The sequence below is a fragment of the Actinomyces minihominis genome (assembly GCF_900187855.1).
In the GTDB taxonomy this organism is placed as follows: domain Bacteria; phylum Actinomycetota; class Actinomycetes; order Actinomycetales; family Actinomycetaceae; genus Scrofimicrobium; species Scrofimicrobium minihominis.
The window spans coordinates 59517-84020 of the sequence record NZ_FYEG01000006.1 but is presented as its reverse complement, the minus strand read 5'-3'; the positions used below and the strand labels follow the sequence as shown (position 1 = coordinate 84020).

The 24504-nt window shown below is 60.3% G+C and carries 20 protein-coding genes; 12 read left to right on the top strand and 8 right to left on the bottom strand.

The annotated features are described in order from the left end of the window. The first annotated feature begins 411 nt into the window (after positions 1 to 411). The 5 genes from CS903_RS07140 (at position 412) to CS903_RS07120 (ending at position 6833) form a co-directional block, all read left to right on the top strand. Positions 412 to 2046 carry a peptide ABC transporter substrate-binding protein gene (locus tag CS903_RS07140; RefSeq protein WP_099332859.1) on the top strand — a complete coding sequence of 545 codons (1635 nt, stop codon included), beginning with the start codon at positions 412 to 414 and terminating at the stop codon, positions 2044 to 2046. 112 nt (positions 2047 to 2158) lie between these two features. Further along, a complete protein-coding gene (locus CS903_RS07135; RefSeq protein WP_099332858.1) occupies positions 2159 to 3085 on the top strand; it encodes an ABC transporter permease in 927 nt (308 codons plus the stop codon). Further along, a complete protein-coding gene (locus tag CS903_RS07130; protein WP_099332857.1) occupies positions 3078 to 4049 on the top strand; it encodes an ABC transporter permease in 972 nt (323 codons plus the stop codon). The genes CS903_RS07135 and CS903_RS07130 overlap by 8 nt, the downstream gene beginning before the upstream one ends. Next, positions 4046 to 6019 carry a dipeptide ABC transporter ATP-binding protein gene (locus CS903_RS07125; RefSeq protein ID WP_242491791.1) on the top strand — a complete coding sequence of 658 codons (1974 nt, stop codon included), beginning with the start codon at positions 4046 to 4048 and terminating at the stop codon, positions 6017 to 6019. Before CS903_RS07130 ends, CS903_RS07125 begins: the two co-directional genes overlap by 4 nt. 121 nt (positions 6020 to 6140) lie before the next feature. Further along, entirely contained in the window at positions 6141 to 6833 is a 693-nt protein-coding gene (locus CS903_RS07120; RefSeq protein WP_099332856.1) for an HAD-IA family hydrolase, read from the top strand. Here the strand turns inward: CS903_RS07120 and CS903_RS07115 are convergent. From CS903_RS07115 to dnaB, 6 genes are all read right to left on the bottom strand, one after another. Continuing rightward, the gene (locus CS903_RS07115; protein ID WP_099332855.1) at positions 6817 to 7542 is read right to left on the bottom strand and encodes a nucleoside/nucleotide kinase family protein; all 726 of its coding nucleotides are present in this window, start codon (positions 7540 to 7542) and stop codon (positions 6817 to 6819) included. The genes CS903_RS07120 and CS903_RS07115 overlap by 17 nt on opposite strands. 27 nt (positions 7543 to 7569) lie before the next feature. Then, positions 7570 to 9210 carry an NAD(P)-binding protein gene (locus tag CS903_RS07110; protein ID WP_099332854.1) on the bottom strand — a complete coding sequence of 547 codons (1641 nt, stop codon included), beginning with the start codon at positions 9208 to 9210 and terminating at the stop codon, positions 7570 to 7572. A gap of 2 nt (positions 9211 to 9212) precedes the next feature. Next, positions 9213 to 10652, bottom strand: a complete 1440-nt coding sequence (locus CS903_RS07105; protein WP_242491790.1) for a thiamine pyrophosphate-dependent enzyme — start codon at positions 10650 to 10652, stop codon at positions 9213 to 9215. Positions 10653 to 10658: 6 nt separating this feature from the next. Next, complete coding sequence (locus CS903_RS07100) at positions 10659 to 11918, bottom strand: transketolase C-terminal domain-containing protein (RefSeq protein WP_099332853.1); 1260 nt, start codon at positions 11916 to 11918, stop codon at positions 10659 to 10661. Then, a complete protein-coding gene (locus CS903_RS07095; RefSeq protein WP_099332852.1) occupies positions 11902 to 12480 on the bottom strand; it encodes a 2-oxoacid:acceptor oxidoreductase family protein in 579 nt (192 codons plus the stop codon). Before CS903_RS07095 ends, CS903_RS07100 begins: the two co-directional genes overlap by 17 nt. Before the next feature lie 186 nt (positions 12481 to 12666). Continuing rightward, complete coding sequence (gene dnaB / locus CS903_RS07090) at positions 12667 to 14016, bottom strand: replicative DNA helicase (RefSeq protein WP_370737656.1); 1350 nt, start codon at positions 14014 to 14016, stop codon at positions 12667 to 12669. A gap of 329 nt (positions 14017 to 14345) precedes the next feature. Between dnaB and CS903_RS07085 the strand changes: the two genes are divergently transcribed. From CS903_RS07085 to rplI, 5 genes are all read left to right on the top strand, one after another. After that, a complete protein-coding gene (locus CS903_RS07085; protein ID WP_242491789.1) occupies positions 14346 to 15779 on the top strand; it encodes an MATE family efflux transporter in 1434 nt (477 codons plus the stop codon). Positions 15780 to 15953: 174 nt separating this feature from the next. Next, positions 15954 to 16247, top strand: a complete 294-nt coding sequence (gene rpsF, locus CS903_RS07080; RefSeq protein WP_099332851.1) for a 30S ribosomal protein S6 — start codon at positions 15954 to 15956, stop codon at positions 16245 to 16247. 33 nt (positions 16248 to 16280) lie between these two features. Beyond that, positions 16281 to 16823 carry a single-stranded DNA-binding protein gene (locus CS903_RS07075; RefSeq protein WP_099332850.1) on the top strand — a complete coding sequence of 181 codons (543 nt, stop codon included), beginning with the start codon at positions 16281 to 16283 and terminating at the stop codon, positions 16821 to 16823. 60 nt (positions 16824 to 16883) lie between these two features. Beyond that, complete coding sequence (gene rpsR / locus CS903_RS07070; RefSeq protein WP_099332849.1) at positions 16884 to 17123, top strand: 30S ribosomal protein S18; 240 nt, start codon at positions 16884 to 16886, stop codon at positions 17121 to 17123. A gap of 18 nt (positions 17124 to 17141) precedes the next feature. After that, on the top strand, positions 17142 to 17606 hold the full coding sequence (rplI, locus tag CS903_RS07065) for a 50S ribosomal protein L9 (protein WP_099332848.1): 465 nt from the start codon (positions 17142 to 17144) through the stop codon (positions 17604 to 17606). Positions 17607 to 17672: 66 nt separating this feature from the next. On the opposite strand, the gene CS903_RS07060 is transcribed toward rplI, so the two are convergent. After that, complete coding sequence (locus CS903_RS07060; RefSeq protein ID WP_099332847.1) at positions 17673 to 20087, bottom strand: transglycosylase domain-containing protein; 2415 nt, start codon at positions 20085 to 20087, stop codon at positions 17673 to 17675. A gap of 104 nt (positions 20088 to 20191) precedes the next feature. After that, complete coding sequence (locus tag CS903_RS07055) at positions 20192 to 21664, bottom strand: CCA tRNA nucleotidyltransferase (protein WP_242491788.1); 1473 nt, start codon at positions 21662 to 21664, stop codon at positions 20192 to 20194. A 103-nt stretch (positions 21665 to 21767) separates the two neighbouring features. On the opposite strand from CS903_RS07055, the gene CS903_RS07050 reads away from it, so the two are divergent. Beyond that, the gene (locus CS903_RS07050; RefSeq protein ID WP_099332846.1) at positions 21768 to 22316 is read left to right on the top strand and encodes an NUDIX hydrolase; all 549 of its coding nucleotides are present in this window, start codon (positions 21768 to 21770) and stop codon (positions 22314 to 22316) included. Positions 22317 to 22364: 48 nt separating this feature from the next. Further along, on the top strand, positions 22365 to 24503 hold the full coding sequence (locus tag CS903_RS07045; protein WP_099332845.1) for a DUF6049 family protein: 2139 nt from the start codon (positions 22365 to 22367) through the stop codon (positions 24501 to 24503). Position 24504 lies beyond the last annotated feature (1 nt).

Below are 24504 nucleotides of genomic sequence, written 5' to 3'. Positions count from 1 at the left end.
TGACTTCCCAAGTCCTGGGCCACCCCCTTAGATCAGGAGGCCACGCCTCCGAAATTACTGCCCTTGAAAGTCTACCCTCCCACATGTGCCCTGACCGGTGGATTTACTCACCACACCCCCCCGTTTGAAGGTGCGCCGCAGAGGACGAACGTCCCACTTTCGGAACAAACCAGTAACACGATGACGCACTTTTTGGCGTGGATCTAGTCACGATGCCCACCATTTGGACCGAAACCAACTTGTAACCTTTGGGCAAGATCGGCTTGTTCACTGGCCTTTCTCGGTTTTTTCTCCCTGTTTTGCGCTCAGATGGTGAACGAACTTGCCGTTTGACAAGCGCAATTCTCTAGGGTTCATACGTCTGGGCATCTGGTGTGCCCCGAAAATCTATAGATCCTGTAAGGAGGGACTATGAGTCTTAAGAGGACATGGCTGGCACTGCCCGCCGTACTCGCACTCTCACTAGCCGCCTGCTCAACCGGCGGTTCCGGTTCCAGTGCAAGTGGTGAAGATCAGAGTGGTGGCATCGTCGGCGAAGTTTCAGCCGGAATGATCACCGCCAACTCGACTGAGCCCCAGAACCCACTGATCCCTACCAACACCAATGAGGTTGGTGGCGGCAAGCTGGTCAACCTGCTCTTCGCGGGCCTGGTTTACTACGCGGCTGACGGATCCGTCCACAATGATGCTGCAGAGTCGATCGAAACCGAGGACTCGCAGAACTACACGGTCAAGCTCAAGGCTGACCAGGTCTTCTCGGACGGCACCCCCGTTACTGCAGCCTCCTTCGTCGACGCCTGGAACCTCGGCGCTTCGAAGGGCCACCTCTCGGCCTACTTCTTCGCACCGATCGCCGGCACCTCCGACGACGGCCTCGTTGAGGACGGCGACACCATGTCCGGTCTGAAGGTCGTTGACGACACCACCTTCACCATCGAGCTGAAGCAGCCTGAGTCTGACTTCCCGATCCGCCTGGGCTACTCGGCCTTCTTCCCGCTTCCCCAGTCGACCCTTGACGATCTCGAAAAGGGTGGCGAAAACCCAATCGGTAACGGCCCGTACAAGGTCGGCGATGAGGGTTGGGTTCACAATGAGCGCATCCAGCTGGTTCCTTCGGAGACCTACACCGGTGACCGCGCCGCCAAGAACGGTGGAATCGACTTCATCTTCTACCCGACTCAGACCGCTGCTTACGCGGACCTTCTTTCCGGCCAGCTGGATGTCCTTGACGCCATCCCGGATGAGGCCCTTGCCGTGTTCGAGCAGGAGCTTGGCGAGCGTGCTGTGAACCAGCCCGCTGCTGTCTTCCAGTCCTTCACCATCCCCGAGCGTCTTGACCACTTCAGTGGCGAGGAAGGCGACCTGCGTCGCCAGGCCATCTCGATGTCGATCAACCGTGAAGAGATCACCGAGGCAATCTTCTCGGGCACCCGTACCCCTGCCCGCGACTTCACCTCACCTGTTATTGCAGGTTGGGACGGTAACCTCACCAACGCTGTGAACCTGGACTTCAACCCTGAGAAGGCTCAAGAGCTGTGGGCACAGGCAGACGCTATCAATGCCTTCACCGGTAAGTTTGAGCTTGCTTACAACGCTGACGGCGGCCACCAGGCATGGGTCGACGCAGTTGCCAACCAGCTGGTCAACAACCTTGGCATCGATGCACTTGGCAAGCCCTACCCGGACTTCAAGTCACTGCGCGACGAGGTAACAAGCCGCACCATCAAGACTGCTTTCCGTACCGGCTGGCAGGCTGACTACCCGGCTCTGGGCAACTTCCTCGGCCCGCTCTACGGCACCGGCGCAGGCTCGAACGATGGTGACTACTCGAACCCTGACTTCGACGCACTCCTTTCGGACGCGGCTGCAGCCCCGACCGTAGAAGAAGGCAACAAGCTCCTCCAGGATGCACAGGAAATCCTGCTTGAGCAGCTGCCGGCAATCCCGCTCTGGTACTCGAACGTAACCGGTGGTTACTCAGAGGCTGTCCAGAACGTTGAGTTCGGCTGGGATTCTGTCCCGCTGTACCAGAACATCACCAAGTGATCGTACTGATTACCATTTAGTACCACTTGTTCACGGGGTGGCGGACCAGTACCGCCACCCCGTGAAACCGTTATAGTCCTTCTCATCCTGTAGGCCTAGCCGAGGACCCCACATGCCTAGATACATTGGGCGCCGACTGTTACAAACCATCCCGGTTTTCTTCGGAGCCACCTTCCTGATTTTCGCCATGGTCTATCTCATGCCAGGCGACCCCGTTGCTGCCCTTGGCGGCGACCGCGGACTCGATCCCGCGGTTCAAGAGCGCATTCGCGCCGAGTACAACCTTGATAAGCCCTTCTGGATGCAGTACCTGCTGTACATCAAGGGCGTTCTCACCCTCGACTTTGGCAAGACCTTCTCAGGTCGCCCGGTGTTCGAGCAGATGGCCCACGCCTTCCCCATCACACTGCGCCTGGCTCTCATGGCCATCATCATTGAGACAGTCTTTGGCATCACCCTCGGCATCATTGCCGGTATGCGCAAGGGCAAGTGGTTTGACTCCACCATCCTTGTCTTCTCAATGGTCCTGATCTCGGTTCCGACCTTTGTGATCGGCTTCCTGCTGCAGTACTTCGTCGGTGTGAAATGGGGGATCCTTCCGACCACTGTCGGAACAGACCACTCGATTCGGGCACTGCTTATGCCAGCAATGGTGTTGGCCGCGGTGTCTCTGGCGTACATCATCCGTCTGACAAGGCAGTCCATCTCTGAGACAGCCGGGGCCGACTTCGTCCGTACCGCACGCGCTAAGGGACTGACCTCAGGCGCCGTCATGGGACGCCACATTCTGCGGAACTCGCTGATTCCTGTCGTCACCTTTATTGGTGCAGACCTCGGGGCCCTCATGGGTGGAGCCATCGTTACAGAAGGTATCTTCGGCATCAACGGCGTGGGCGGCATGCTGTGGAACGGCATTATTCGAGGTGAGCCCTCATCGGTTGTCTCGATTACAACCGCGCTCGTCCTCGTCTACATCGTTGCCAACCTTCTAGTTGACCTGCTGTACGCAGTCCTGGACCCAAGGATCCGTTATGTCTGAGAATCTACTTCCCACCGCGGGCCAGACGACTAGGCCCGGTCAGGAACGTTACGTCGCCACAACTGATGAGACCGGACTGGGTGCCGTTGACGCGGTTGCCGATGACTCCGCCCCCTCATCAATGTGGGGTGAGGCGTGGAAGAACCTGCGGGTTCGCCCCCTGTTCTGGGTTGCGTCCTTCATCATCTTCGTCGCCGTCATGCTGTCGCTGTTCCCCTCACTGTTCACCAACCTGAACCCCAAGTTCTGCGAACTGTCGAACTCTCTTGCGGACCCCTCCCCCGGACACCCCTTCGGCTTTGACCGCCAGGGTTGCGATATCTACTCGCGCGTTGTTTACGGTGCCCGTGCCTCAGTCTCCGTGGGTCTTTTCACGACCCTAATCGTGACGTTCTTCGGCACCCTGATCGGTACTCTGGCCGGCTTCTTCGGAGGTTGGGTTGACGCGATCATGTCGCGCCTCACCGACATCTTCTTCGCGGTTCCGCTGGTCCTGGCTGCCATCGTCTTCATGCAGCTGTTCAAGGAGAACCGCAACGTCTGGATGGTTGTCTTCATCCTCTCGGTCTTCGGTTGGACCTCAATCGCCCGTATTTCCCGCGGCGCAGTGCTCTCCGGCAAGAACGAAGAGTACGTGACGGCGGCTCGGGCCACGGGTGCGTCGAGGTGGCGCATCATCACCTCGCACATCCTGCCCAACGCGGCCGCACCGATCATCGTTTACGCCACCGTCGCCCTCGGTACCTTCATCGTTGCAGAGGCGACCCTGTCCTTCCTGGGTGTCGGTCTTCCGCCGGACATTGTTTCCTGGGGTGGCGACATCAGCCGGGCCCAGTCCGCGCTGCGTACGCAACCGATGGTTTTGTTCTACCCGGCTATCGCCCTGGGACTGACCGTTCTTAGCTTCATCATGATGGGCGACGTTGTTCGCGACGCCCTGGATCCGAAGGCGCGCAAACGATGACAAACATGGGATTCATTCCGGACGACAAGGACCTCAACCGGTCCACCGAGTCACCCGAAGATAAAGAGAAGCCGCTTCAGGACAACAAGAGCTCCTTCTTCCCGGGTGCCGATCCCCTCGTTGAGTACGAGGACGATGTTGACGCTCCCGACCCCCTGACTGATCGGAAGGACCGCGACGAACTACGCCAGGCAACCGCCGGTGAAGATCAGGCTCCCGACGGGCGCACCCTCTACGAGGAAAGTCTGGTTGAAGAGGCCGTTGCCGCGGCCGCAGCCAAGCAGCACGGGCTCAACCCTGACGTTCCCCTGCTTGAGATCACCGACCTCAACGTTGCCTTCACCTCCTCAACCGGTATGGTGCCCGCGGTACGTGACGCCAACCTGACCATCTACCCCGGTCAGACCGTGGCCATTGTCGGTGAGTCAGGTTCCGGTAAGTCGACGACAGCTGCCGCCATCATCGGCCTGCTGCCCGGCACCGGAAAGGTCACTGGCGGCTCCATCAAGTTTGAGGGCAAGGAAATCTCCGACCTCACCTCGAAGGAGTGGGTCAAGCTTCGCGGTTCAGAAATCGGCATGGTTCCCCAGGACCCCATGACCAACCTGAACCCGGTGTGGCGCATCGGTTCACAGGTCAAAGAGGCCCTCAAGGCCAACAACGTTGTCCCCCGCTCCGAGGTGGGTCAGCGTGTGGCGGATCTGCTCGAAGAGGCCGGACTTCCGGACGCCCCGAGGCGCGCTAAGCAGTACCCCCACGAGTTCTCGGGCGGTATGCGTCAGCGCTCTCTGATTGCCATTGGACTGGCAGCACATCCCAAGCTTCTGATTGCTGATGAGCCCACCTCGGCCCTCGACGTAACGGTCCAGAAGCGCATTCTGAACCACCTTGCAACCATGACCGCTGAGATGGGAACTGCCGTTCTCTTCATCACCCACGACCTCGGCCTGGCAGCTGAGCGTGCAGAGCAGCTGGTTGTGATGCACCGTGGTCGTGTGGTTGAGTCCGGACCGGCACTGGAGATTCTGCAGAACCCCCAGCACCCCTACACGCAGAGGCTCGTCGCTGCAGCCCCCTCTCTCGCATCCAAGCGGATCATCTCCGCTCATGAGCGCGGTATTCAGACCACCGAAGAGGAACTGGTTGGTGCGGGTAAGGGTTCGACCTCAACCGAAGAGATCATTCGGGTTGAAAACCTGGTCAAAGAGTTCGAGGTACGTGGCGCCAAGGGCGAAGAGAAGATTCTTCGCGCTGTCGACGACGTCACGTTCGGGGTTCGTACCGGCACCACCTTGGCGGTCGTCGGTGAGTCCGGTTCCGGTAAGTCGACGGTTGCAAATATCATCCTCAACCTGCTTGACCCGACCTCCGGCAAGGTCTTCATGCGGGGTCGTGACCTCTCCACTTTGAACAGGCAGGAACTGTTCGACCTGCGCAGCAAGCTGCAGGTCGTGTTCCAGAACCCCTACGGTTCGCTCGACCCGATGTACTCGATCTACCGAATCATTGAGGAACCACTCAAGGTTCACAAGGTGGGCAACAAGAAGGAACGCATCGAACGCGTCTCAGAGTTGCTTGATCTGGTAGCGCTGCCCCGCTCCGTGATGCGCCGCTACCCGAATGAGCTTTCAGGCGGCCAGCGTCAGCGCGTGGCTATCGCCCGGGCCCTGGCTCTGCGTCCCGAAGTGCTCATCCTGGATGAGGCCGTGTCAGCCCTGGACGTCCTCGTGCAGAACCAGATTCTCAAACTGCTCAATGACCTGCAGGCAGAGCTTGACCTGACCTACCTGTTTATCACCCATGACCTCGCTGTTGTCCGCCTCATCGCGGACGACGTGGTTGTGATGGAGAACGGCAAGATTGTCGAGTCCGGTTCATCCGAGGAGCTGTTCCGCAACCCGCAGCAGGAGTACACGCGTGAGCTAATCAATGCGGTACCAGGCCACTCGATTCCCCTCGGGATCGGCTAGCCTTTTAGAAGATTCGTAAATGTGACGGGGCCCGTCGGACTTTTGCGAGTCTGGCGGGCTCCTTTGCTGTTCAGATCGTTTCATCGAGGGCGCCACCGGCGCAGTGGAGGTACTGGAACACATGAGCCACATGAACGTTCGCGCTGTTCTCATCGATATGGACGGCACCGCCGTAGACTCAAACGCGGTTGTTGAGATGAGCTGGGCGAAGGTCGCCGAAGAGTTTGGGTTGAACCTTGAAGAGGTCCTGGCCTTTTCACACGGTCGGCCCGGCACAGAGACCTACGCCAGGTTTGTCCCCCAGCTGCCCGCTGACGAGGTCGAGCAGCGCATCACCGAGATGCTGGCCCACGAAGAGACGCTGGCCCACCTTGCCCAGCCGATCCTCGGTGCCGACCGATTCCTGCACCGCCTGGTTGAACTGGGGGTTCCGTGGGCTCTGGTCACCTCTGCCACACGAAGCCTTGCCAGCGCCCGCTTCAAGCATGCAGCTCTGCCTTGGCCTGAGATTGCGGTGCCCTTTGAGGACATCACGGTCGGCAAACCTGATCCAGAGGGCTACCAGACAGCGGCAGCCGCCCTCGGCATTCCCATCGAAGACTGCGTCGTGTTCGAGGACGCTCCGGCGGGGATCCGTGCGGGGCTTCGCTCGGGTGCTCCCGTCATAGTCGTGGATCCAACCGGCCCGCTTGACCACAGCCGCCTGGAAAGTGACCGGGCTCTGGCACCATTCATTGCAGCGCAGGTTCCCCACCTCGAATCAGTCGAGGTCGAAGCCACACCAGAGCCGGGACTGTTCAGACTGTCCTGGTAGCGGGATCGGCCACCCGGACTAGGCCGGCGCCGGGCATAGGCTCGGCAGTTCCCAAAACCAGGTAGTCCGCACGAAGCCAGGGCATGTCCTTTTCTAGGAAGTCCCGTTCAGATTCGTCCCACCGGTCCCAGAACTCGGCCGATTCTTCAGCATTGCCGTTGGTGGCATCCCTGATATCTCTCTCAAGGCCCAGGCGTCGCGCCACCTCATGATCGGACTGAACCCACACGGCAGCATCCAGGTACTCAGAGAAGGGTATCTGCGAGGATCCCACCCCTTCAAAGATCAGTAGATCGGTGCTGTCAGGAACAATGATGACCCCTTCACGTCCCCGCGCCTTCCACTGGGGCGGGGTCAGTTTAACGCCCTGCCCTCGGCGCAGAGACTCGAAGACACCGTCGATGGCGATGTGCGCCCACTGCCACATCGGCTCCCACCACATGAGGTCGTCGGCCTCCAGGATGACGGCCTCGGATCCACGCGTCTTCGCGACCTCCGCGAGCGCCATCGCCAGGGTGCTCTTGCCCGCACCACTGCGCCCGTTGATGGCGATGATGGCCGGTCCGTACGCTCCGCCTCGCAGGTGACGAAGTTGAGCCAGTTCAAAAACCGTGGCCGCTAACTCGGCAAGCGGCACCTCTTCCCACGCGCTGATCGCCTGTTCCAAGGTGCCGGGTGCCAGTTGTACCGAAATCGAAGTCTTCACCATGGGAAGAACACTACCGCTCCGGCCCTGCTAGACCTCCTCGGGGATCATCGAGATGGCACCGCAGGGACACTCTTCCGCACAGAGTCCGCAGCCCTTGCAGTAGTCATACTTGAACTCATACTCCCCCGGCTTCAACTTGGTGATCGCATTATCCGGGCAGACTCCGAAGCAGTTGTCACAGCCGAAGCAGTTGCCGCAGGACATGCAGCGTCTGGCTTCAAAGACCGCCGACTCTTCGTCAAGACCACTCACGACCTCATCAAAGGTTGAAGCTCGGCGCAGCCCTTCTAGCTTGAGGCGCACCGTCTTCGGGGCATCCGCGTAGTACCAGGTGTTCATACGGCCCAGATCAGCAACGGCGTGCTTAGAGGGCGGCGTGAACTCTCCACCGCGAAGGTAGGCGTCGATGTAGCGGGCCGCCTTCTTACCGTGACCGATGGCCACGGTCACCGTGCGCTCCGAGGGAACCATGTCTCCGCCCGCGAAAACTCCCTTCAGCCCGGTCATCATCTGCGAGCTGACCTTGACGACACCGTCCTCTACTTCGATCTCATCAACATTTTCGATCAGTCCGAGGTCGGCCTCCTGGCCGAGGGCCATGATGAGCGAGTCCGCCCCGAGCTCCTCGACCTCACCCGTGGGCTGGGGGAATCCGTTCTCATCCAACTCCATCTTTTCGATGGTGATTTTGCCGCCGTCGACGTGCTTAACGGTAGAGAGCCAGCGCATCATGATGCCCTCTTCCTCGGCCTCCGTAACCTCGGAGTCGTGGGCGGGCATCTTGTCCCGCGTGCGACGGTAGAGGATAACGGCCTCTTCCGCACCGAGACGCTTCGCTGTACGGGCTGCGTCAACTGCTGTGTTGCCGCCGCCGTAGACCACGACGCGACGACCCAGCAGCGGTTTTTCCCCGGCCTCGGTATCCGCCAGCATGGTGACAGCATCCATGATCTTGGCTGACTCACCGGCCGGGACATGGGCACGACGGCCGATGTGGGCGCCAACCGCGATGAACACGGCGTCGTACTTTTTCGCGACCTCGCGGACGTCCTCGACTTTGGAGTTGAACTCAAAGTTCACCCCCATTTCGTGGATCCGTTCAATCTCTGCGTCAAGGATCTCCCGTGGGAGGCGGTACTTCGGAATACCGAAGCGCATCATGCCACCGGCCATCGGACCGGCGTCCCGCACGGTCACGCGGTGTCCCATGCGGCGCAGGTGGTAGGCGGCCGACAGTCCGGAGGGGCCGGCTCCAACCACAAGAACGCGCTTACCCGTGGGGGGAGCTGTCACCGAGACCTTCCACCCCTCTTCAATCGCCTTGTCACCCAGGAACCGCTCAATGGAGTTGATTCCAACAGGTTCATCAACGAAGCCACGGTTACATACCGTCTGGCAGGGGTGGTAGCAGACGCGCCCCATCACTGCGGGCAGGGGGTTGTCCGCCATGATTTGGCGCCAGGCCCCCTCGTAGTCGCCCTCCTCAGCGCGGTAGAGCCACTGCTGGATGTTCTCACCAGCGGGGCAACCCTGGTTACAGGGGGGAAGAAGGTCGACGTAGATCGGTCGTTCACTGCGCCACGAACCTGTTTCATTCAGCAGCGAGGAGCCGACCTCGAGGGTAATCGCAAACGGCTCCGTTGCCGGACGGGGATCAACTGTGGTCATGGCTAGTTTTCCTCTACTTCATTGACGCCGAACTTCTCTGCTGTGGGGTCGAGGACGCTGGGGCCGGCGCTGATCCCCGAGGAGTCGATCAGCACCTCGCTGCGCTCCGGAGCCTCTTCCCCATCACGTCGGGTGGCCAGGGGCTTGTCTGTGGCAGAACCGGAGCCGGCCACGGTGTGCGAACGACCGTGCTCGCTACCAGCCGACATCGACCCTGTCCTCTGGAACTCGGGACGCATCACGGTGGAGAACGTCTCGCCCTCCAGCTTCTCTTTCTTACGCTTACCGAATGCAGCTTCCACCTGGGCCCGCTTTGTCTCTGAGGTGGCCTGACGGAGGGTGTCATAGCGTCCCTCTGGGTCCTCGGGGGCGTTGACGACGCGTTCGAGGACGTCCTCATCCAGCCTGTCTTCATCAATGAGGCCGTAGCGGCGGATGTTGCGGTCACAGATAGCCTGCAGCCGCGCCAGCGCCTCTTCATCCCGTTCGGGTCGGAACAGCGACGCGAAACGACGCTGGGACTTGAGGTACTCCTCAATGGGAGCCGGGCGACGGATCTTCGACACCGAGGTTACCTCGCCGGCCTCGGCCTCAAACACGGGGAAGAAGCCGGTCTGGGTGGCCAGTCGCGCCAACTTGATCGTCTCGTTCGAGGGGGTACCCCAGCCGAGGGGGCACGGCACCAGAACGTGGATGTAGCGTGCTCCGCTGAAGGTCATGGCCTTGCGGACCTTGTACTCGAGGTCGCGCAGGTCCGCCACGGTTGCGGTGGCGACATAGGGGATTTCGTGTGCCATGGCGATACGGGCCATGTCCTTACCCTGACCAAAAACGTTGCCCGGGTGTTCGCCGACGGCCTGCGTGGTAGCCGTGCGAGCGGTTGGGGGTGTGGCGCCGGAACGCTGCACCCCGGTGTTCATGTAGGCCTCGTTGTCGTAGCAGATGTAGAGGACGTCGTCGTTGCGTTCGAACATGCCCGACAGGCAACCCATACCGATGTCAACGGTGCCGCCGTCGCCACCCTGGGCAACAACACGGGTCGACTTGCCCTTGGCTTTCAGTGCCGCTGCGACACCGGTCGCCACCGCCGGGGCATTGCCGAACAGCGAGTGCAACCACGGCACCGTCCACGCCGACTCGGGATACGGAGTCGAGAAGACCTCGAGGCAGCCCGTGGCATTCACCGCCACCAAGTCACCCTCGGTCGCCTCCATTGCGGTGTCGAGGGCGTAGCGCGCCCCCAGCGCCTCTCCGCAACCCTGGCAGGCCCGGTGGCCCGAGGTGAGGGAGTTGAAGCGGTTGGGGTCCGACTGAATGGACCTGTCGATGACGTCTGCCAGTCGGTTTCCCACCGCGTAGGAGCCGACCTGATAGAACTTGACGTTGTCACGAGCGGGGATTTCTGTTTCCCTCGTTGAGGGAATACCCAGTTCAACCTTCATTTTCTCCTACTTTCCCAGCACCGCGTCGGTGCGCTCACGTGCCAGGCGAACCAGGTTCTCCGCGGCCGGTCCCGACTGCCTCGATTCGGACTCTCGGGCCAGTTCCTTGTCGACCAGTTCTTGATCAAGGTCGAGGAAGGTGAGTTCTTGCAGCTCATCAGCCTCGGCCTCATCAATCAGTTTGTGCAGCGATCGTTTGGTAATCGGACGTCCACCCAGTCCGGCAATCACCTCGTAGAACGGGATGCCCCCCGCAGGCAGCGCGGGTCGAACGTGGGGGCCAACGATGCCACCGATGCCGACGCTGAATGCCTTCTCAACGACAACCACCCTCTTGATATCCGCCAGCGCCTCACGAATAGCCTCGGTTGGGAAGGGACGGAAGGAGACAATCCCGAGGACGCCAATCTTCTCTCCCTTATCGCGCCGCTCATCGACCACATCCTTGAGGGTTCCCAGTACTGAACCGAGGGCGATGATGACGGTTTCGGCGTCTTCCATGCGGTAGGGCTTGATCAGTCCCCCGGAATCACGACCGAAGATCTGCTGCCACTCTTCCTGAACCTGGGGGATGAGGTCGAGGGCCTGCATCTGACGGTGGTGAGCAAGGTAGCGCACTTCTGTATAGGCCTCCGGGCCGACCATGGCGCCGATAGAGAGCGGACGCTGGGGGTCAAGCACCTGGCGGGGCTCAAAGTCGGGCAGGAACTCGCGAATTTTCTCTTCCTCGGGAATATCCACAATCTCTACGGCATGGGTGAGGATGAAGCCATCCATGCAGACCATGACGGGAAGCGAGAGCTCCTCGGCGATCTTGAAGGCCTGGACGTGCAGGTCCGCGGCCTCCTGGTTGGTCTCTGCATAGAGCTGCAGCCACCCTGAGTCGCGCTGCGACATGGCGTCAGTGTGGTCGTTCCAGATGTTGATGGGGGCGCCGATGGCCCGGTTGGCAACGGTCATCACGATGGGAAGGCCCAGGCCGGAGGCGTTGTAGACGGCCTCGGCCATAAAGAGCAGGCCCTGGGAGGCGGTGGCCGTATAGGTTCTGGCTCCCGCGGCACTCGCCCCAATGCAAGCCGACATGGCGGCGAACTCGGACTCGACATTGATGTACTCACAGCCCTGCAACACGTCTCGCTTCACCAGGTTGGAGAGCTCTTCGACAATGTGGGTCTGGGGGCTGATGGGGTAGGCGGCGATTACTTCGGGATGGCAGTGAGCGACCGCTTCAGCAACCGCCTTGGAACCCTCAATTTGCTTCCGCATCCGCGCTCTCCTTCACAAAGTTGTAGGCGGCCCGGGCAGCTGCCGAGTTTGATTCGCCTAGTTTCCCCCCGAACCGCTGCTTGATGGCGCCCTCGACACTGTCGATATCGACCAGACCGGTCATGGCCGCCATGGCTCCCAGCAACGCTGCGTTGGGAAGGGGACGACCCAGGTGTTCACGGGCAATCTCTGAGGCTGGAACCGTCTTGAGCCGATCCTCGCCGAGGTCCCCGAGCACTCCATCGAGCTCAAGTTCGGCAATGGTCTTACCGGAGTTGATGACGGCGTAACCCCCGGGTTTCAGGCCCGCAAACACGTCCATCACCGCCAACAGCGTGGGGTCTTGGACGATGACTATGTCTGGTTCGAGGACGGGTTCGCGACTGCGAATCTCCCGATCCTCAACCCGGCAGTAGGAGACGACTGGCGCCCCGGTTCGTTCTGAACCAAATGAAGGGAAGGCCTGTGCGTAGTGGCCCTCATGGAACGCGGCCATAGCGACCAGGTCGGATGCGGTAACAACCCCCTGGCCTCCTCGCCCGTGGATTCTGATTTCAACCATGTTTCCAACCTAGGCGTACCTAAATGCGCGTGGGTCGGATCACATATGTTTGCGCGAAATGGCTTCTGAGCTGGGCTTTTACAGAAGCCCTTCGGGGACTTTAGTCCCGATTAGGCTGACCTAACCGGGACTAAAAACACAAGGGGAATGTTGATAAACCAGGCTGGTCCCGACCTCGCCCTAGTCCTAGTCGAAACCGTGGGTGCGTGCGAGGTTTCCGAAACGTGCCTGCGCACCTTGGAAGACAACGGGAATGGTATCGGTCGGGCCGTTACGGTGCTTGGCAACGATAATGTCGGCCTCACCGGGTCGATCATCCGCATCGTAATAGTCGGGTCGGTGCAGCAGGAACACCACGTCAGCATCTTGCTCTAGCGAACCGGATTCACGCAGGTCAGCCATCATTGGCTTGTGATCGGCGCGCTGTTCCGGACCACGGTTGAGCTGTGCAACCGCAATAACTGGAAGCTCAAGTTCCTTGGCAAGTAGCTTCAGAGAACGGGAAAACTCAGAGACCTCTTGCTGACGCGACTCAACACGTTTACCCGATGACATCAGCTGCAGGTAGTCGAGGACGACGAGACCGAGGCCATGCTGCTGTTTGAGGCGCCGACACTTGGAGCGAATTTCCAACATCGACATGTTGGGGGAGTCATCGATAAAGAGGGGCGCTGCCGAGATTTCACCGACACGTTTCGAGACCCGGGTCCAGTCCTCTGTCGTCATATCGCCAGCGCGCATCTTGCTGAGAAACACCCCGGTCTCGGCGGAAAGGAGGCGCATGGCAATCTCAGATCGCCCCATCTCCAGGGAGAACATGGCGGCCGGAATCTGGTTATGGATCGCGGCGCTGCGGCAGATATCGAGCGCCAGCGTTGACTTACCCATGGCCGGCCTAGCGGCAACGATGATCATCTGGCCGGGATGGAGCCCCTGCGTCAGGTCGTCGAGGTCGGTGAATCCGGTGGGAACACCCGTGAGCCTGCCCTTGTTATTGGCGATGTTCTCAAGCTCGGTGAGGATGTCTTCCGACATGTCCCCCAGCTTGATGTAGTCCTGCTTCTGACGCCCCTCAGCCACGGCGTGGACCTCGGCCTGGGCCGCATCCATGAGGTCGTCGACCTCTCCGCCCTCTTCTGAGTAACCCAGTTGAACGATGCGGGTTCCCGCGCTGACCAGGCGACGCAGCATGGCCTTTTCACGGACGATACGCGCGTAGTGGGTGGCATTGGCAGTAGTTGGAACGGATGCCGTCAGGGTGTAGAGATAGGCACCCCCACCAACCCTCTTCAGCGCACCGGCACGCTCGAGTTCGGCTGCCACGGTGATGGGATCGGCCGGTTCCCCCCGACTGTAGAGATCGAGGATTGTGTCGTAAATCGTCTCGTTCTGGGGGCGGTAGAAGTCGATGCCGGTGATGATCTCACCAATCTCACCAATCGCCTCTTTCGAGAGCAGCATGGAGCCCAGCACCGACTGTTCGGCCTCAAGCGCCTGCGGCGGAACCCGATCGAACTCGCTGGGTGAGTTATCCACTGCTCTCCTGTCACAAGGTTCAATAACGGCCATCGTGGTGATCTTTGAGAGGCGTTTTCCGACCCTTTCGCATGATGCACCCTTGGGCACACTATGACCGTGAACTAACAATTCCTAATTCTAAATGTGTGCGGAGTGTGGATAAGTGGCCTCTGTGACCTAGTCTGCGGTGGATTGCCTGTGGATGAACTGTGGATTTAGAGTCAGAGTTGGGGAAAGTCCGATTTGGGACCTTAGTCTGGTTAGTGGCGGAACTAAGCCCCAGAAAACAGGTCAACCTATCCACAACGTTGTTCACAGTCTGGGGATAAGTATTGGGAAGGAAATCCGTGGAAACAGACGAGGGGTCCCCTGCCGCGGAGCCTGATAACTCTCAACCAGCGGATCAGGGTTTAACGACGGACATCTCTAGCCGTCGTATTCTCAGCCTCGCCGTCCCAGCACTCGGCGCCCTGGTCATTGAGCCCCTGCTTCTCTTCATCGACTCGGTGATGGTGGGCTCGCTGGGAACGGCACCCCTCGCGGGCCTCTCGCTAGCCTCAACCATCCTCACCACCCTGGTGGGAGTCTTTGTGTTTCTCGCCTATGCCACGACGGCTCTGGCAGCTCGCGCAGTCGGCGCTGGAAAGCCCAAAGAAGGAGTTCAGGCCGGGATTGACGCCATGTGGCTCGCCACCGGGATCGGCGTCGTCGTCGTCACCGTCCTCATTCTTACCGCCCCCTCGATCGTCCGATTCATGGGTGCGGATGCCGAGGTCTTCCCCCAGGCTGTGGCCTATCTGCAGGGCGGAGCCTTCGGCATGTTGCCGATGTTGATCATCCTGGCAGCCACCGGAACGCTGCGTGGCGTCCTCGATATGAAGACCCCACTCTACGTTCTCGCGGCCGGTTCCGTAGTCAACGTGGGGCTAAATCTGATCCTGATCTTCGGCCTCAAGCTGGGGATCCTCGGGGCTGGAATCGGCCTTTCCGTGACGCAGACCCTGATGTGTCTCGCCATGGTTACCGTGGTTATCCACAGGGCGCGACCCCTGGGGGTCTCGTTTAGGCCTTCTTTCACCGGCCTCCAGGGTTCCTTTGGGGCCGGCCTTCCCCTGCTGATTCGCACCATCTCCCTGCGGGTCGCCCTGCTTGCCACGGTTGCCATTGCAACCCAAGCCGGAGTCCTTGCCCTTGCCGGGCACCAGGTGGTCAACACAGTGTGGACCATGGCAGCCTTTGCCCTCGATGCCCTGGCCATCGCCGCTCAAAGCCTGGTCGGGGTCTCCCTCGGCAGTGGAAATCAGAGGGTGCTACGCGCCCTGGTGCGCAAGATGGCAGTCTGGGGGGCTGCCTCAGCCGCCGTACTCGGACTGGTAGTCCTCCTTGGCTCCCCGTGGATTCCCCTGGCATTCGGAACCGATCCGGGCATGCACTCCGTGGCTCGAGGCGCCCTCATTGCCGCCGGGGTCATGATGCCCATCGCCGGGGTCGTCTTCCTGCTCGACGGGGTCCTCATCGGCGCCTCCCAGGGTCGCTATCTGGCCTGGTCGGGGCTGCTCACCCTAGCCCTTTATCTCCCGACACTGTGGGCCCTTCACCTGTGGATCAACCAGATGCTCACGGTTGATGGCGGGGCGACTCCATCGCTCTCCACCGGCCAGCAGGGTCAGGTTCTCATGTGGTTGTGGATCGCATTCGCCGGTTGGTTCATGCTGCTTCGCGCCGTCATGAATGCCTGGCGAGCCTTCTCGAAGAAGCTGGCCCAGGGAACGACTGTGTGACTGGGTCAACCGAGGCCGTCCTCCACAACCGCTAGTTCAAAGTCAGAAGTGTCGGTAGAGTTGACCGTTGGGTATCGGTGAACTTCCACATGGTTGCAAACCGATTCCCAGTCGCAAGACCCTCCTGCCATGGACCGTCCATGGCCGTATAGACCGTAGGAGGTGGGTTAGACATTGCGCGCTTATGAAATGATGATCATCCTTGACCCGTCAGTCGAGGAACGCTCTGTGGGCTCTTCCATGGAGAAAATTCTGAAGCAGGTGACCGCTGCCGGCGGTACCGTCGACAACATTGATGTGTGGGGCAAGCGCTCGCTCGCCTACCAGATCAACAAGCTCGACGAGGGTATCTACGTTGTTGTCAACGTACACACCACCCCTGAAATCATCCAGGAAATCGACCGCCAGCTCTCGCTGAACGAGTCTGTCCTGCGTACCAAGGTTCTTCGTACAGAACACGAAGGCTAAACGTAAACCCGTTTCTGTTTAGAAGGTAGAGCAATGGCGAACGACACGGTTATCACCGTTATCGGCAACCTGACCAGCGACCCGAACCTGAGGTACACCACCTCAGGCGCAGCGGTCGTCGACTTCACCGTGGCATCAACCCCGCGCACATTTGATCGCAACACCAATCAGTGGAAGGACGGGGACACCCTGTTCATGCGCTGCTCGGCGTGGCGAGAGTACGCGGAAAACATCGCGGAGTCCCTGACCAAGGGAACCCGCGTGATTGTGCAGGGCCGCCTGGTCCAGCGTTCGTACACCCCGCGAGACGGTGGTGAACAGCGCACGGTGGTTGAGCTCCAGGTTGAAGAGGTCGGACCTGCACTGCGCTATGCCAAGGCACAGGTCACCCGTACTCCCCGCCAGGGCGGAGGAAACTTCTCGGGTGGTGGATTCGGTGGTGCGCCAACTCAGGCAGCACCCGCGGCCGCTCCAGACTACTCACAGGGCGCTTACGGCGCACCGGCCGGTGGTCAGGCAGACGATCCGTGGGGAGCCCCGGGCAACTCACAGTTCGACCAGGAACCACCCTTCTAGACTTTCAGAATTTTCGCCTGAGTCTCACACCTCAGGCAGTACCTTTCGGAGGAGAAAACCATGGCGAAGCCAAATCTTCGCAAGCCGATGAAGAAGAAGGTCGGCCCAGTCCGTACCGTCAAGGTCGGCACGATCAACTACAAGGACACAGCACTGCTGCGTAAGTTCATCTCGGACCGCGGCAAGATCCGCGCACGTCGCGTGACCGGTGTCTCCGTCCAGGAACAGCGCAAGCTCGCCAAGGCGATCAAGAACGCCCGCGAGATGGCACTGCTCCCCTACTCGACCACCGGTCGCTAGGAAGAGGGGAAGTAACTTATGGCTACCAAGCTCATCCTTAACCGCGACGTCGAGCGCCTCGGAGTTGCAGGCGAGGTCGTTGAGGTCAAAGACGGCTACGCACGTAACTACCTGGTTCCCCGCGGCTACGCCGTGCGTTGGACCAAGGGCGCCCAGCGTCACATCGACGCCAACCTTGAGCGTCTTCGCAAGAGCGAGATCGCTTCCGTCGAGGAAGCTATTGCCCTGCGTGACCGCATCGAGGCTGAGGGCTCGACCACCATCACCGCCAAGGCTGGCGTAAACGGACGCCTCTTCGGCGCCGTGAGCCCCAAGCACATGGCAGCTGCCCTTCAGGAGCAGTTCGGTGTTCCGTTCGATCCCCGCAACATTGAGTTCGCAGCATCGATCAAGCGTACGGGTGCCTACCCTATCTCGATCAAGCTTCTGGCCGATGTGGTAGCGAAGACCGAACTGGTCGTCGCCACCGCTGACAGCGAGTAGTAGCGCCTCTCAAGGTAATAGAGAACGCCCCCAACCAAGTTGGTTGGGGGCGTTCTTCACGCTCAGTTAGCTGGCGTTGCCGGTGTCGTTACTGCCACCACCCTCGGTGGTGCCTTCACCGGACTGACCCGGCTCAGGATCAGGTTCCGGCTCTGGCTCCGGGGTCGGCTCTGGCTGCGGAGTCGGCTCAGGCTTGACCTCAGGCTTCTCTACCGGCTTGGGCCTCGACTGGGGGATCTCTGGCTTCTTATCCACCAGAGTCTTATCGAACCAGGAGAAATCTAGAACCGGAACGCCCTCGAGCGCCTTGGCCATATAGGCCACCCAAATATCGGTGGGCCAGTCACTTCCGTGGACCGACCAGACATCACCGATCGGTGGAAGCGGGAGCACGGCCCCGCCCTCACCAACATTGAACATGGAAACAACGGTGGTGTACTGGGGGACGAACCCAGCGAAAAGGGCCGACTTCGTCTCTTCTGAAGTGCCCGTCTTACCGCCTGCAATACGTCCCAGAGCGGCAACCTTTTCTGCGCTTCCCCCGTCCTCGACAGGTGCCATGATCGCCGGCATAGCCTTTGACATGGTCTCGGTGGAGAAGACCCTCTCACGAGGTGTCGGTGCCTTGTAGACCTCATTGCCGCGCGAGTCGGCTACCGAACGGACAATGTGTGGGTCAATCTTTTCTCCGCCATTCGCCAGCGTCGCAAATGCGCGACTCATCTGCAGGTTGGTGGGAGACGCGGAACCAAGAATGTTGAGAAGTGTCGGCTCAAGTCCCGGGGTGTCCTCGGGAAGACCCGCTTGAACAACGGTGTTCATGAACTGGCTCGGGGTGATGAGTTCATTCATGGCGACGTAAACGGTGTTGGACGATACCGCGGTTGCCTCAATGACATTGATCTTGCCATAGGAGTAGTTGTTAACGTTCTGCACCGTCAGGCCCATGAAGTCCTGGGGTGAGTTGCCATCAAACTCCCGGTAGAGGGAGTTGCCCTGCTCCACGTAGGGGATGAGGGCGAAGGGCTTGAAGGTGGAGCCCGCCATCGCAGTCTCCTGGGTCACCGAGTTAATTTGGCGCACTGCATAGTCGCCTCCCGCGTACTCGGCAACAATCTCTCCGGTTGCGTTGTCGACTGAAGAGAGCGCCACCTGGACGGAGTCCGGGGTGTCTTCGGGCAGGATCGCCACGGCATCAACCGCCGCCTGCTGCTGCGCCTGGTTGAGGGTCGAGGTGATGTTCAGACCGCCCTCGTAGATTTCCTCTTCAGTAAAGGATCCCGTATCCAGAAGTTCCTGTTTCACCTGCTGCAGGAGGTAGCCGGACCAGCCGGTGAGCTGGTTTGAAGCCTGCAGTGTTTCGGGCGGAATGGTCTCGGGGAAGGTTTGCGCCGCGGCTTCCGCTTCAGAAATGTACCCCTCTTGAACCATGAGGTCGAGGACACGCGCCCAGCGCTCCTGAGCCATATCCGGATCAAACGCTGGGTCCCAGGCATTGGGAGCCGGGATGATACCCGAGAGCATCGCGGCTTCCGAAAGCGTCATCTGCACGGCAGGCTTGCCGAAGTAAGCCTCCGAGGCAGCTTCGATACCGTAGGCATTACGCCCGAAATAGATGGTGTTCATGTAGTTCTCAAGGATTTCCTCCTTGGTTTGATTGCGGTTGATTTTCAGCGCAATCAGGGCCTCTTCCATCTTGTCGAGGTAGGTCTTCGTCGGGTTCCCGATGTAGTAGTTCTCAACGTACTGTTGCGACAGGGTTGAGGCACCCTGGCGGGCACCCCCCCTGAGGTTGTTGATTGCGGCGCGTGCGATTCCCTTAATATCCACGCCCGAGTTGGTGTAGAAAGTTCGGTCTTCCGAGGCAATTACCGCCTGGGTGACGTAATCTGGCAGTTCTGCGACATCGATGATTGTCCGGTTGACCTCCGAGAATCGTCCCAGTTCCGTCTCTCCATCGTTGTAGTACACAACGGTGGTCTGAGCGAGGGCGAACTCCGTGGGTTGGGGAATCGAGACCCGGCTGTAGGCCCACATGAAGAAGGCGCCCCCCAGGATTATCATGAGGGCGATTGCCGCAACCAGACCGAGAGCTAGTCGCTTCGGCCACTTGCGTTTCTTCTTAGCCACGGCTTCACCACCTTCTTCCCCACCGTCATCGAAGCGGGGAGAAACAATCCCAGGGACATCCAGGTCTTCAGCCAGCGGAGCCGGGGCGGCAGGTCGACCGGATGGAGTCTGGCCCGACTGTTCCCCATCTCCCCCGGGCGTCGAAAGATCCTGAAAACGGCTGGCTAGCGTGGATCGCGTCGGCGCCTCATCTGTCTTCGGCGTCGGGTCCTCTGGAAGCGGACTCTGCCCACCCTTACGGTGGCGCGCCGAACGGCTTCCCACGGGGGGTGGGGGAACTGAGGACGCAGGCTGCACGGACTCGGTCCCACCCTCGTCACTCCGGCTCCCAAACTGGTTGTTGTCGGCCACTTACTCTCCGCTCCAGGTTTCCCAGACTCGTACTTAGTCCAGACTATTCCAAGAGCCGTGCCGATTCAGAGAGTGAGCCGCCACATTGTGACTAATCCGCTCCCTTAGTTTCGGGTGTCCCACCATCTCAGAAGACGCTTTTTCGCCTCTTCCGGGTCGATGGATCCCTCTTCCATGCGGATCGCCATCAGGAACCTGTAGGCCTCCCCAACCTCTCGGGAGGGCCCGATGTTGAGCAGCTCCATGATCTGCTCCCCATCAAGGTCAGGACGAATGGAGTCCAACTGCTCCTTCTCACGGAGCTCCGCAATACGCCGCTCTAGATCGTCGTAGGCGGCAGAGATAAAAGCGGCCTTGCGTCGGTTACCCGTTGTCACATCGGCACGGGTGAGACGGTGGAGGCGTTCCAGCTGGTCCCCAGCGTCCGTGACATATCGACGAACCGCAGCGTCGCTCCACTGCTGTTCACCGTACCCGTGGAAGCGCAGGTGTCCGGATACCAGATCTGAGACAGCGTTCGTCGTCGCCTTGTCGAAACGAAGGGCCTTCATTCGGCGACGTGTGATCTTTGCACCCACGACATCATGCTGGTGAAAAGTCACCTTCTTCCCCTCGAACCTCCTGGTCGCGGGTTTTCCAATGTCATGCATGAGGGCGGCGAACCGCAGGATGAAGTCGGGGCCGGGCACGGGACCTTCAGGACCGGTTTCAAGGGCAATCGCCTGGTCGAGGACGGTCAGAGTGTGCTCATAGACGTCCTTATGGCGCCCGTGCTCATCCACCGTGTCCTGCAGCTGCGCCAACTCGGGCAGGACATAATCAACGGCTCCGGTGTAAACCAGCAGCTCTAGGCCCCGGCGTGGGTGGGGGCTAATCATCAGCCTCTCCAACTCGGAGCGGATGCGTTCGGCGGAGACTATCTCAAGACGCTTGGCCTCATTCCCCATGGCTCGCATGACGTCCTCGTCCACGTCAGCACCCAGCTGCGCGGTGAAGCGGGCTGCCCGCATTATTCGCAGAGGATCGTCACGGAACGACTGGGTGGCGGACACAGGAGTGCGCAGCACGCCCTCAGCCAGATCTTCCAGACCCCCAAAAGGATCCACTAGTGCAAGCTCCGGCAGGCGCATAGCCATGGCGTTAACCGTGAAGTCACGACGCGACAGGTCACCCTCAAGGGTCTTGCCGTACACCACAACTGGCTTACGCGAGTTCTCCTCATACTCTTCAGTCCGGTAGGTGGTCACCTCGACTTCGAGGTCCCCTTTACGACCTGCAATAGTCCCGAACTCTCGACCGACAGTCCACACCGTGTCTGCCCACTCACGCATGATGGCCTCGGTCTCATCCGGTGTGGCCGAGGTGGTGAGGTCGATGTCCTTGGCTTCCACGCCAAGAAAAGCATCCCGGACGGGGCCGCCAACCAGGGCAATCTCGTGTCCCCGCTGGGTAAACACCTCGGAGAGGCGCAGGATCTGACGGGGTAGGTTAGAGAGAGTCGTTAGTCCGGAGCTGAGGAGAGCGGGGACATCCCCCCCACCGACCAGCGACGTCATTTGCTGCTCAAGTTGTCCCATTGGATCCATCCAGCTCGTAATAGAAGGTGTCAGTACGCACTCTAGGGGAGGACGCACACCCCAAAGATAAGGCTCTCCTGCCCAGCCGACCTAAGCTGGGGTCATGCACATCCACAAAAGCGTACGTGGGGGATCCTATCCGGTCCCCCGCCGCCCCTCCCCGCCCAGGGAGATTAGTGTGCGTAAGTCCGCCCTGCGCCTACCGGCTGTGCATGAAACCAGTGCGGGTGGACTGTGCGTCAAAGTGGAGGGCGGCATCGCCTACGTCGCCGTCATCCTGCGCCGCAACCGGGCCCGTAACCTTGAGCTCTGTCTGCCCAAGGGTCACCTCGAGAAGGGGGAAACTCCAGCTCAGGCTGCAGTTCGTGAGGTAGAGGAAGAAACCGGAGCCCGCGGCAGGGTCATCTACCAGCTCGGAACGGTCGACTACTGGTTCTCTGGCTCCTCGAAGCGAATCCACAAGGTGGTCTATCACTTCCTCATGGAGTACCTCGGCGGTGAGCTGACGGTTGAGAACGACCCTGATGAAGAGGCCGAGGACGCAAAGTGGATCCCACTCCTTGAGGCGACCACCCTGCTCTCCTACCCCAACGAACGCCGTGTGGCGGCACTGGCTATTGAGCTGCTGTTTCCGCCAGCCACGAGTTCCTAAAGCGGCAGATCGACGGTGACAATGACTCCCAGACCCACATGGCCCGGTATGATACGGTCCCGCTTCCTCGCGGTGACCATGGCACTTGTCGTCATGATTGGCACCCTGGTTCTGGCACCGGTTGGCTACGCGGTCCCCGGTGAGGACAACTCGTCCTCCCCCATCATCACAATCGAGGGCATCAGTCCTGAGATTCTGACCAACGAGGACAGCATCAAGCTCACCATCGGAATCACCGCGGATGAGGCCGATGACCTGGTGGGCGCCCGGTTAGGCACCTTCGTTCATGCCGACCCGTTCGAGGATATTGATGAGGTCGATGCCTTCCTCGCAGAGGGACGCAATGACAGCTGGTCGGCGGATGAGTACGAGCTCAGTGACTCGGATATCTCTCAGGCCACCTCGGGCGGCGCACGCATCTCCATTGATATTCCTTTCGCCGATCTTCCCCTCTGGAACACCGCTGCGTGGGGCCCCTATGGGGTAACCGTTCGTCTTCTGCCCAGAAGTTTTAGCTGGGGCGGCGATGTACCCCAGTCCCGAACACTGCTGCTTTGGTATCCCCCCGGATCCGAAGGTGACACCCGGGTGAACGTGACGGTACCAAACCTGGGGAATGACGAGGAGGTCGAGGACTGGTCTGAGTTCATAGGCAAAGGGGTCACCATTGGACTCTCGCCCGCCGAACTTCGCCTTTTCATGGCAACCTCTCCCCAGCGCGGCCTCGAGGTCGTTTCGCTGCCCTCCGCACATGCATCCCTGTCGCTGCTTGCCGCAACCGAGCAGGGAGATCTCTTCGACCTCGCGGCATTTTCACGCCTGGTTGATCCGACAGCCCGTGATGAAGGGGACGGGACACGGTCGGCAACGGGTAGCACCTCAGACTCTGGGACCACCCCCCAGTCGCAGGGTGGCGAAGTCGCCCAAAGCGGTGGGGAGTCGTCTCTCGATGACGAGGACGGGTCCCGTGAGCATGAGGCTCACAGGCAGTTTCTGGCCACCCTCGACAAATACTCGGTCGATGTTATCGATGACGTCATCGTTGCGGACGAGGACTGGTGGGGACTACGGACCCTGCAGTTGGCAGGAAATGAGACTGTACTCAGTCCACCCTCGGGAACCAAGACCCTTTTCTCATCTTCCGCAACACCGTCCTCACCAGTACTGATCGACCCACTCACCGGAGCAACCGTCATTGACGGGGGCGCCCAGTTGGGTGTGTCCCCGGGTGCGGTCGCAGTGCTGGACTCCTGGGGTGAAGGCGTTGAGGCTCTTTCTGATAGCACGCGGGTGGGGCTAGGTGATCTGGCTGCGCGTCAGAGGGTGCGTGCCCTGACCGCGACCGCCACCAGCGCTAGCGAAGGCGATCTAGACCTGTGGGTCAACCTTTCCGCCTCGGAGCTCGGAGAAGACCCTGCCACACGACTCAACGAGCTGCTGGGAGCCCCGTGGATAACTCCGGTGACCCTTCGGGAGATGCTCGCAGCTCCCCTTTCCACCTTTGCCCGGGAGCCTGTTACTTCCCTGGACTCTTCTCTCCGGGATGAGGTCCGCTCGCAACTCACCCCGCTGTCAAGTGAGTACCAGGCTGCCCGGGATGTTCTTGCCTCCAGCCCCAGCAACACCGCATCGGTTGCCCAGGAACTGAACACCGTACTCGCGGCTACCGCTGCCGACCTCGACCAGGAACTTCGGCAGAAGCTGGTCAATGAAGCCCTCGAGACTCTTCACGGTGTCACCCGGGCCGTCGAGGTCGTTCCCTCTGGACCCGTGAATGTCGTGGGGCGAAACGCGCCGTTCCCGGTCACCGTCAAGAACAACGGCTCATTTACCCTGGAGATTCGAGTTGGCTTGGAGGTGTCCGACCCGCGACTGTCTGTGAAAGAGTGGGCCACCACGGTGTTGCCCCGCGACGGATCCGTGACTGTTCACATCCCGGTGGAAGCAGTGGGAACGGGTGAGGTCACAATTAATGCGGTGGCAATGACGGAGGGTGGTACTACCCTGGACGTTTCAGATCCGATTGTCGTTCGCGTGCGGGCAGACTGGGAGGGTCCGGGTATCTGGATCGTCGCGGGGCTTCTCGGTTTAGCTTTCATTGCGGGTGTGGTCAGGACCATCAAGAAGGGGCAGCGTCGTATGAGTCGTATGAGCAGTAGCGGTGGCCCGGCGAACCAGGGGGCTTGAC

Coding starts and splice junctions, on each gene's coding strand:
- CS903_RS07045 (WP_099332845.1), top strand. CDS start 22,365: ATGATACGGTCCCGCTTCCTCGCGGTGACCATGGCACTTGTCGTCATG.
- CS903_RS07115 (WP_099332855.1), bottom strand. CDS start 7,542: ATGGTGAAGACTTCGATTTCGGTACAACTGGCACCCGGCACCTTGGAA.
- CS903_RS07125 (WP_242491791.1), top strand. CDS start 4,046: ATGACAAACATGGGATTCATTCCGGACGACAAGGACCTCAACCGGTCC.
- CS903_RS07055 (WP_242491788.1), bottom strand. CDS start 21,664: ATGGGACAACTTGAGCAGCAAATGACGTCGCTGGTCGGTGGGGGGGAT.
- rpsR (WP_099332849.1), top strand. CDS start 16,884: ATGGCGAAGCCAAATCTTCGCAAGCCGATGAAGAAGAAGGTCGGCCCA.
- CS903_RS07105 (WP_242491790.1), bottom strand. CDS start 10,652: ATGAAGGTTGAACTGGGTATTCCCTCAACGAGGGAAACAGAAATCCCC.
- CS903_RS07135 (WP_099332858.1), top strand. CDS start 2,159: ATGCCTAGATACATTGGGCGCCGACTGTTACAAACCATCCCGGTTTTC.
- CS903_RS07100 (WP_099332853.1), bottom strand. CDS start 11,918: ATGCGGAAGCAAATTGAGGGTTCCAAGGCGGTTGCTGAAGCGGTCGCT.
- CS903_RS07140 (WP_099332859.1), top strand. CDS start 412: ATGAGTCTTAAGAGGACATGGCTGGCACTGCCCGCCGTACTCGCACTC.
- CS903_RS07120 (WP_099332856.1), top strand. CDS start 6,141: ATGAGCCACATGAACGTTCGCGCTGTTCTCATCGATATGGACGGCACC.
- CS903_RS07130 (WP_099332857.1), top strand. CDS start 3,078: ATGTCTGAGAATCTACTTCCCACCGCGGGCCAGACGACTAGGCCCGGT.
- CS903_RS07095 (WP_099332852.1), bottom strand. CDS start 12,480: ATGGTTGAAATCAGAATCCACGGGCGAGGAGGCCAGGGGGTTGTTACC.
- CS903_RS07050 (WP_099332846.1), top strand. CDS start 21,768: ATGCACATCCACAAAAGCGTACGTGGGGGATCCTATCCGGTCCCCCGC.
- CS903_RS07110 (WP_099332854.1), bottom strand. CDS start 9,210: ATGACCACAGTTGATCCCCGTCCGGCAACGGAGCCGTTTGCGATTACC.
- rplI (WP_099332848.1), top strand. CDS start 17,142: ATGGCTACCAAGCTCATCCTTAACCGCGACGTCGAGCGCCTCGGAGTT.
- CS903_RS07075 (WP_099332850.1), top strand. CDS start 16,281: ATGGCGAACGACACGGTTATCACCGTTATCGGCAACCTGACCAGCGAC.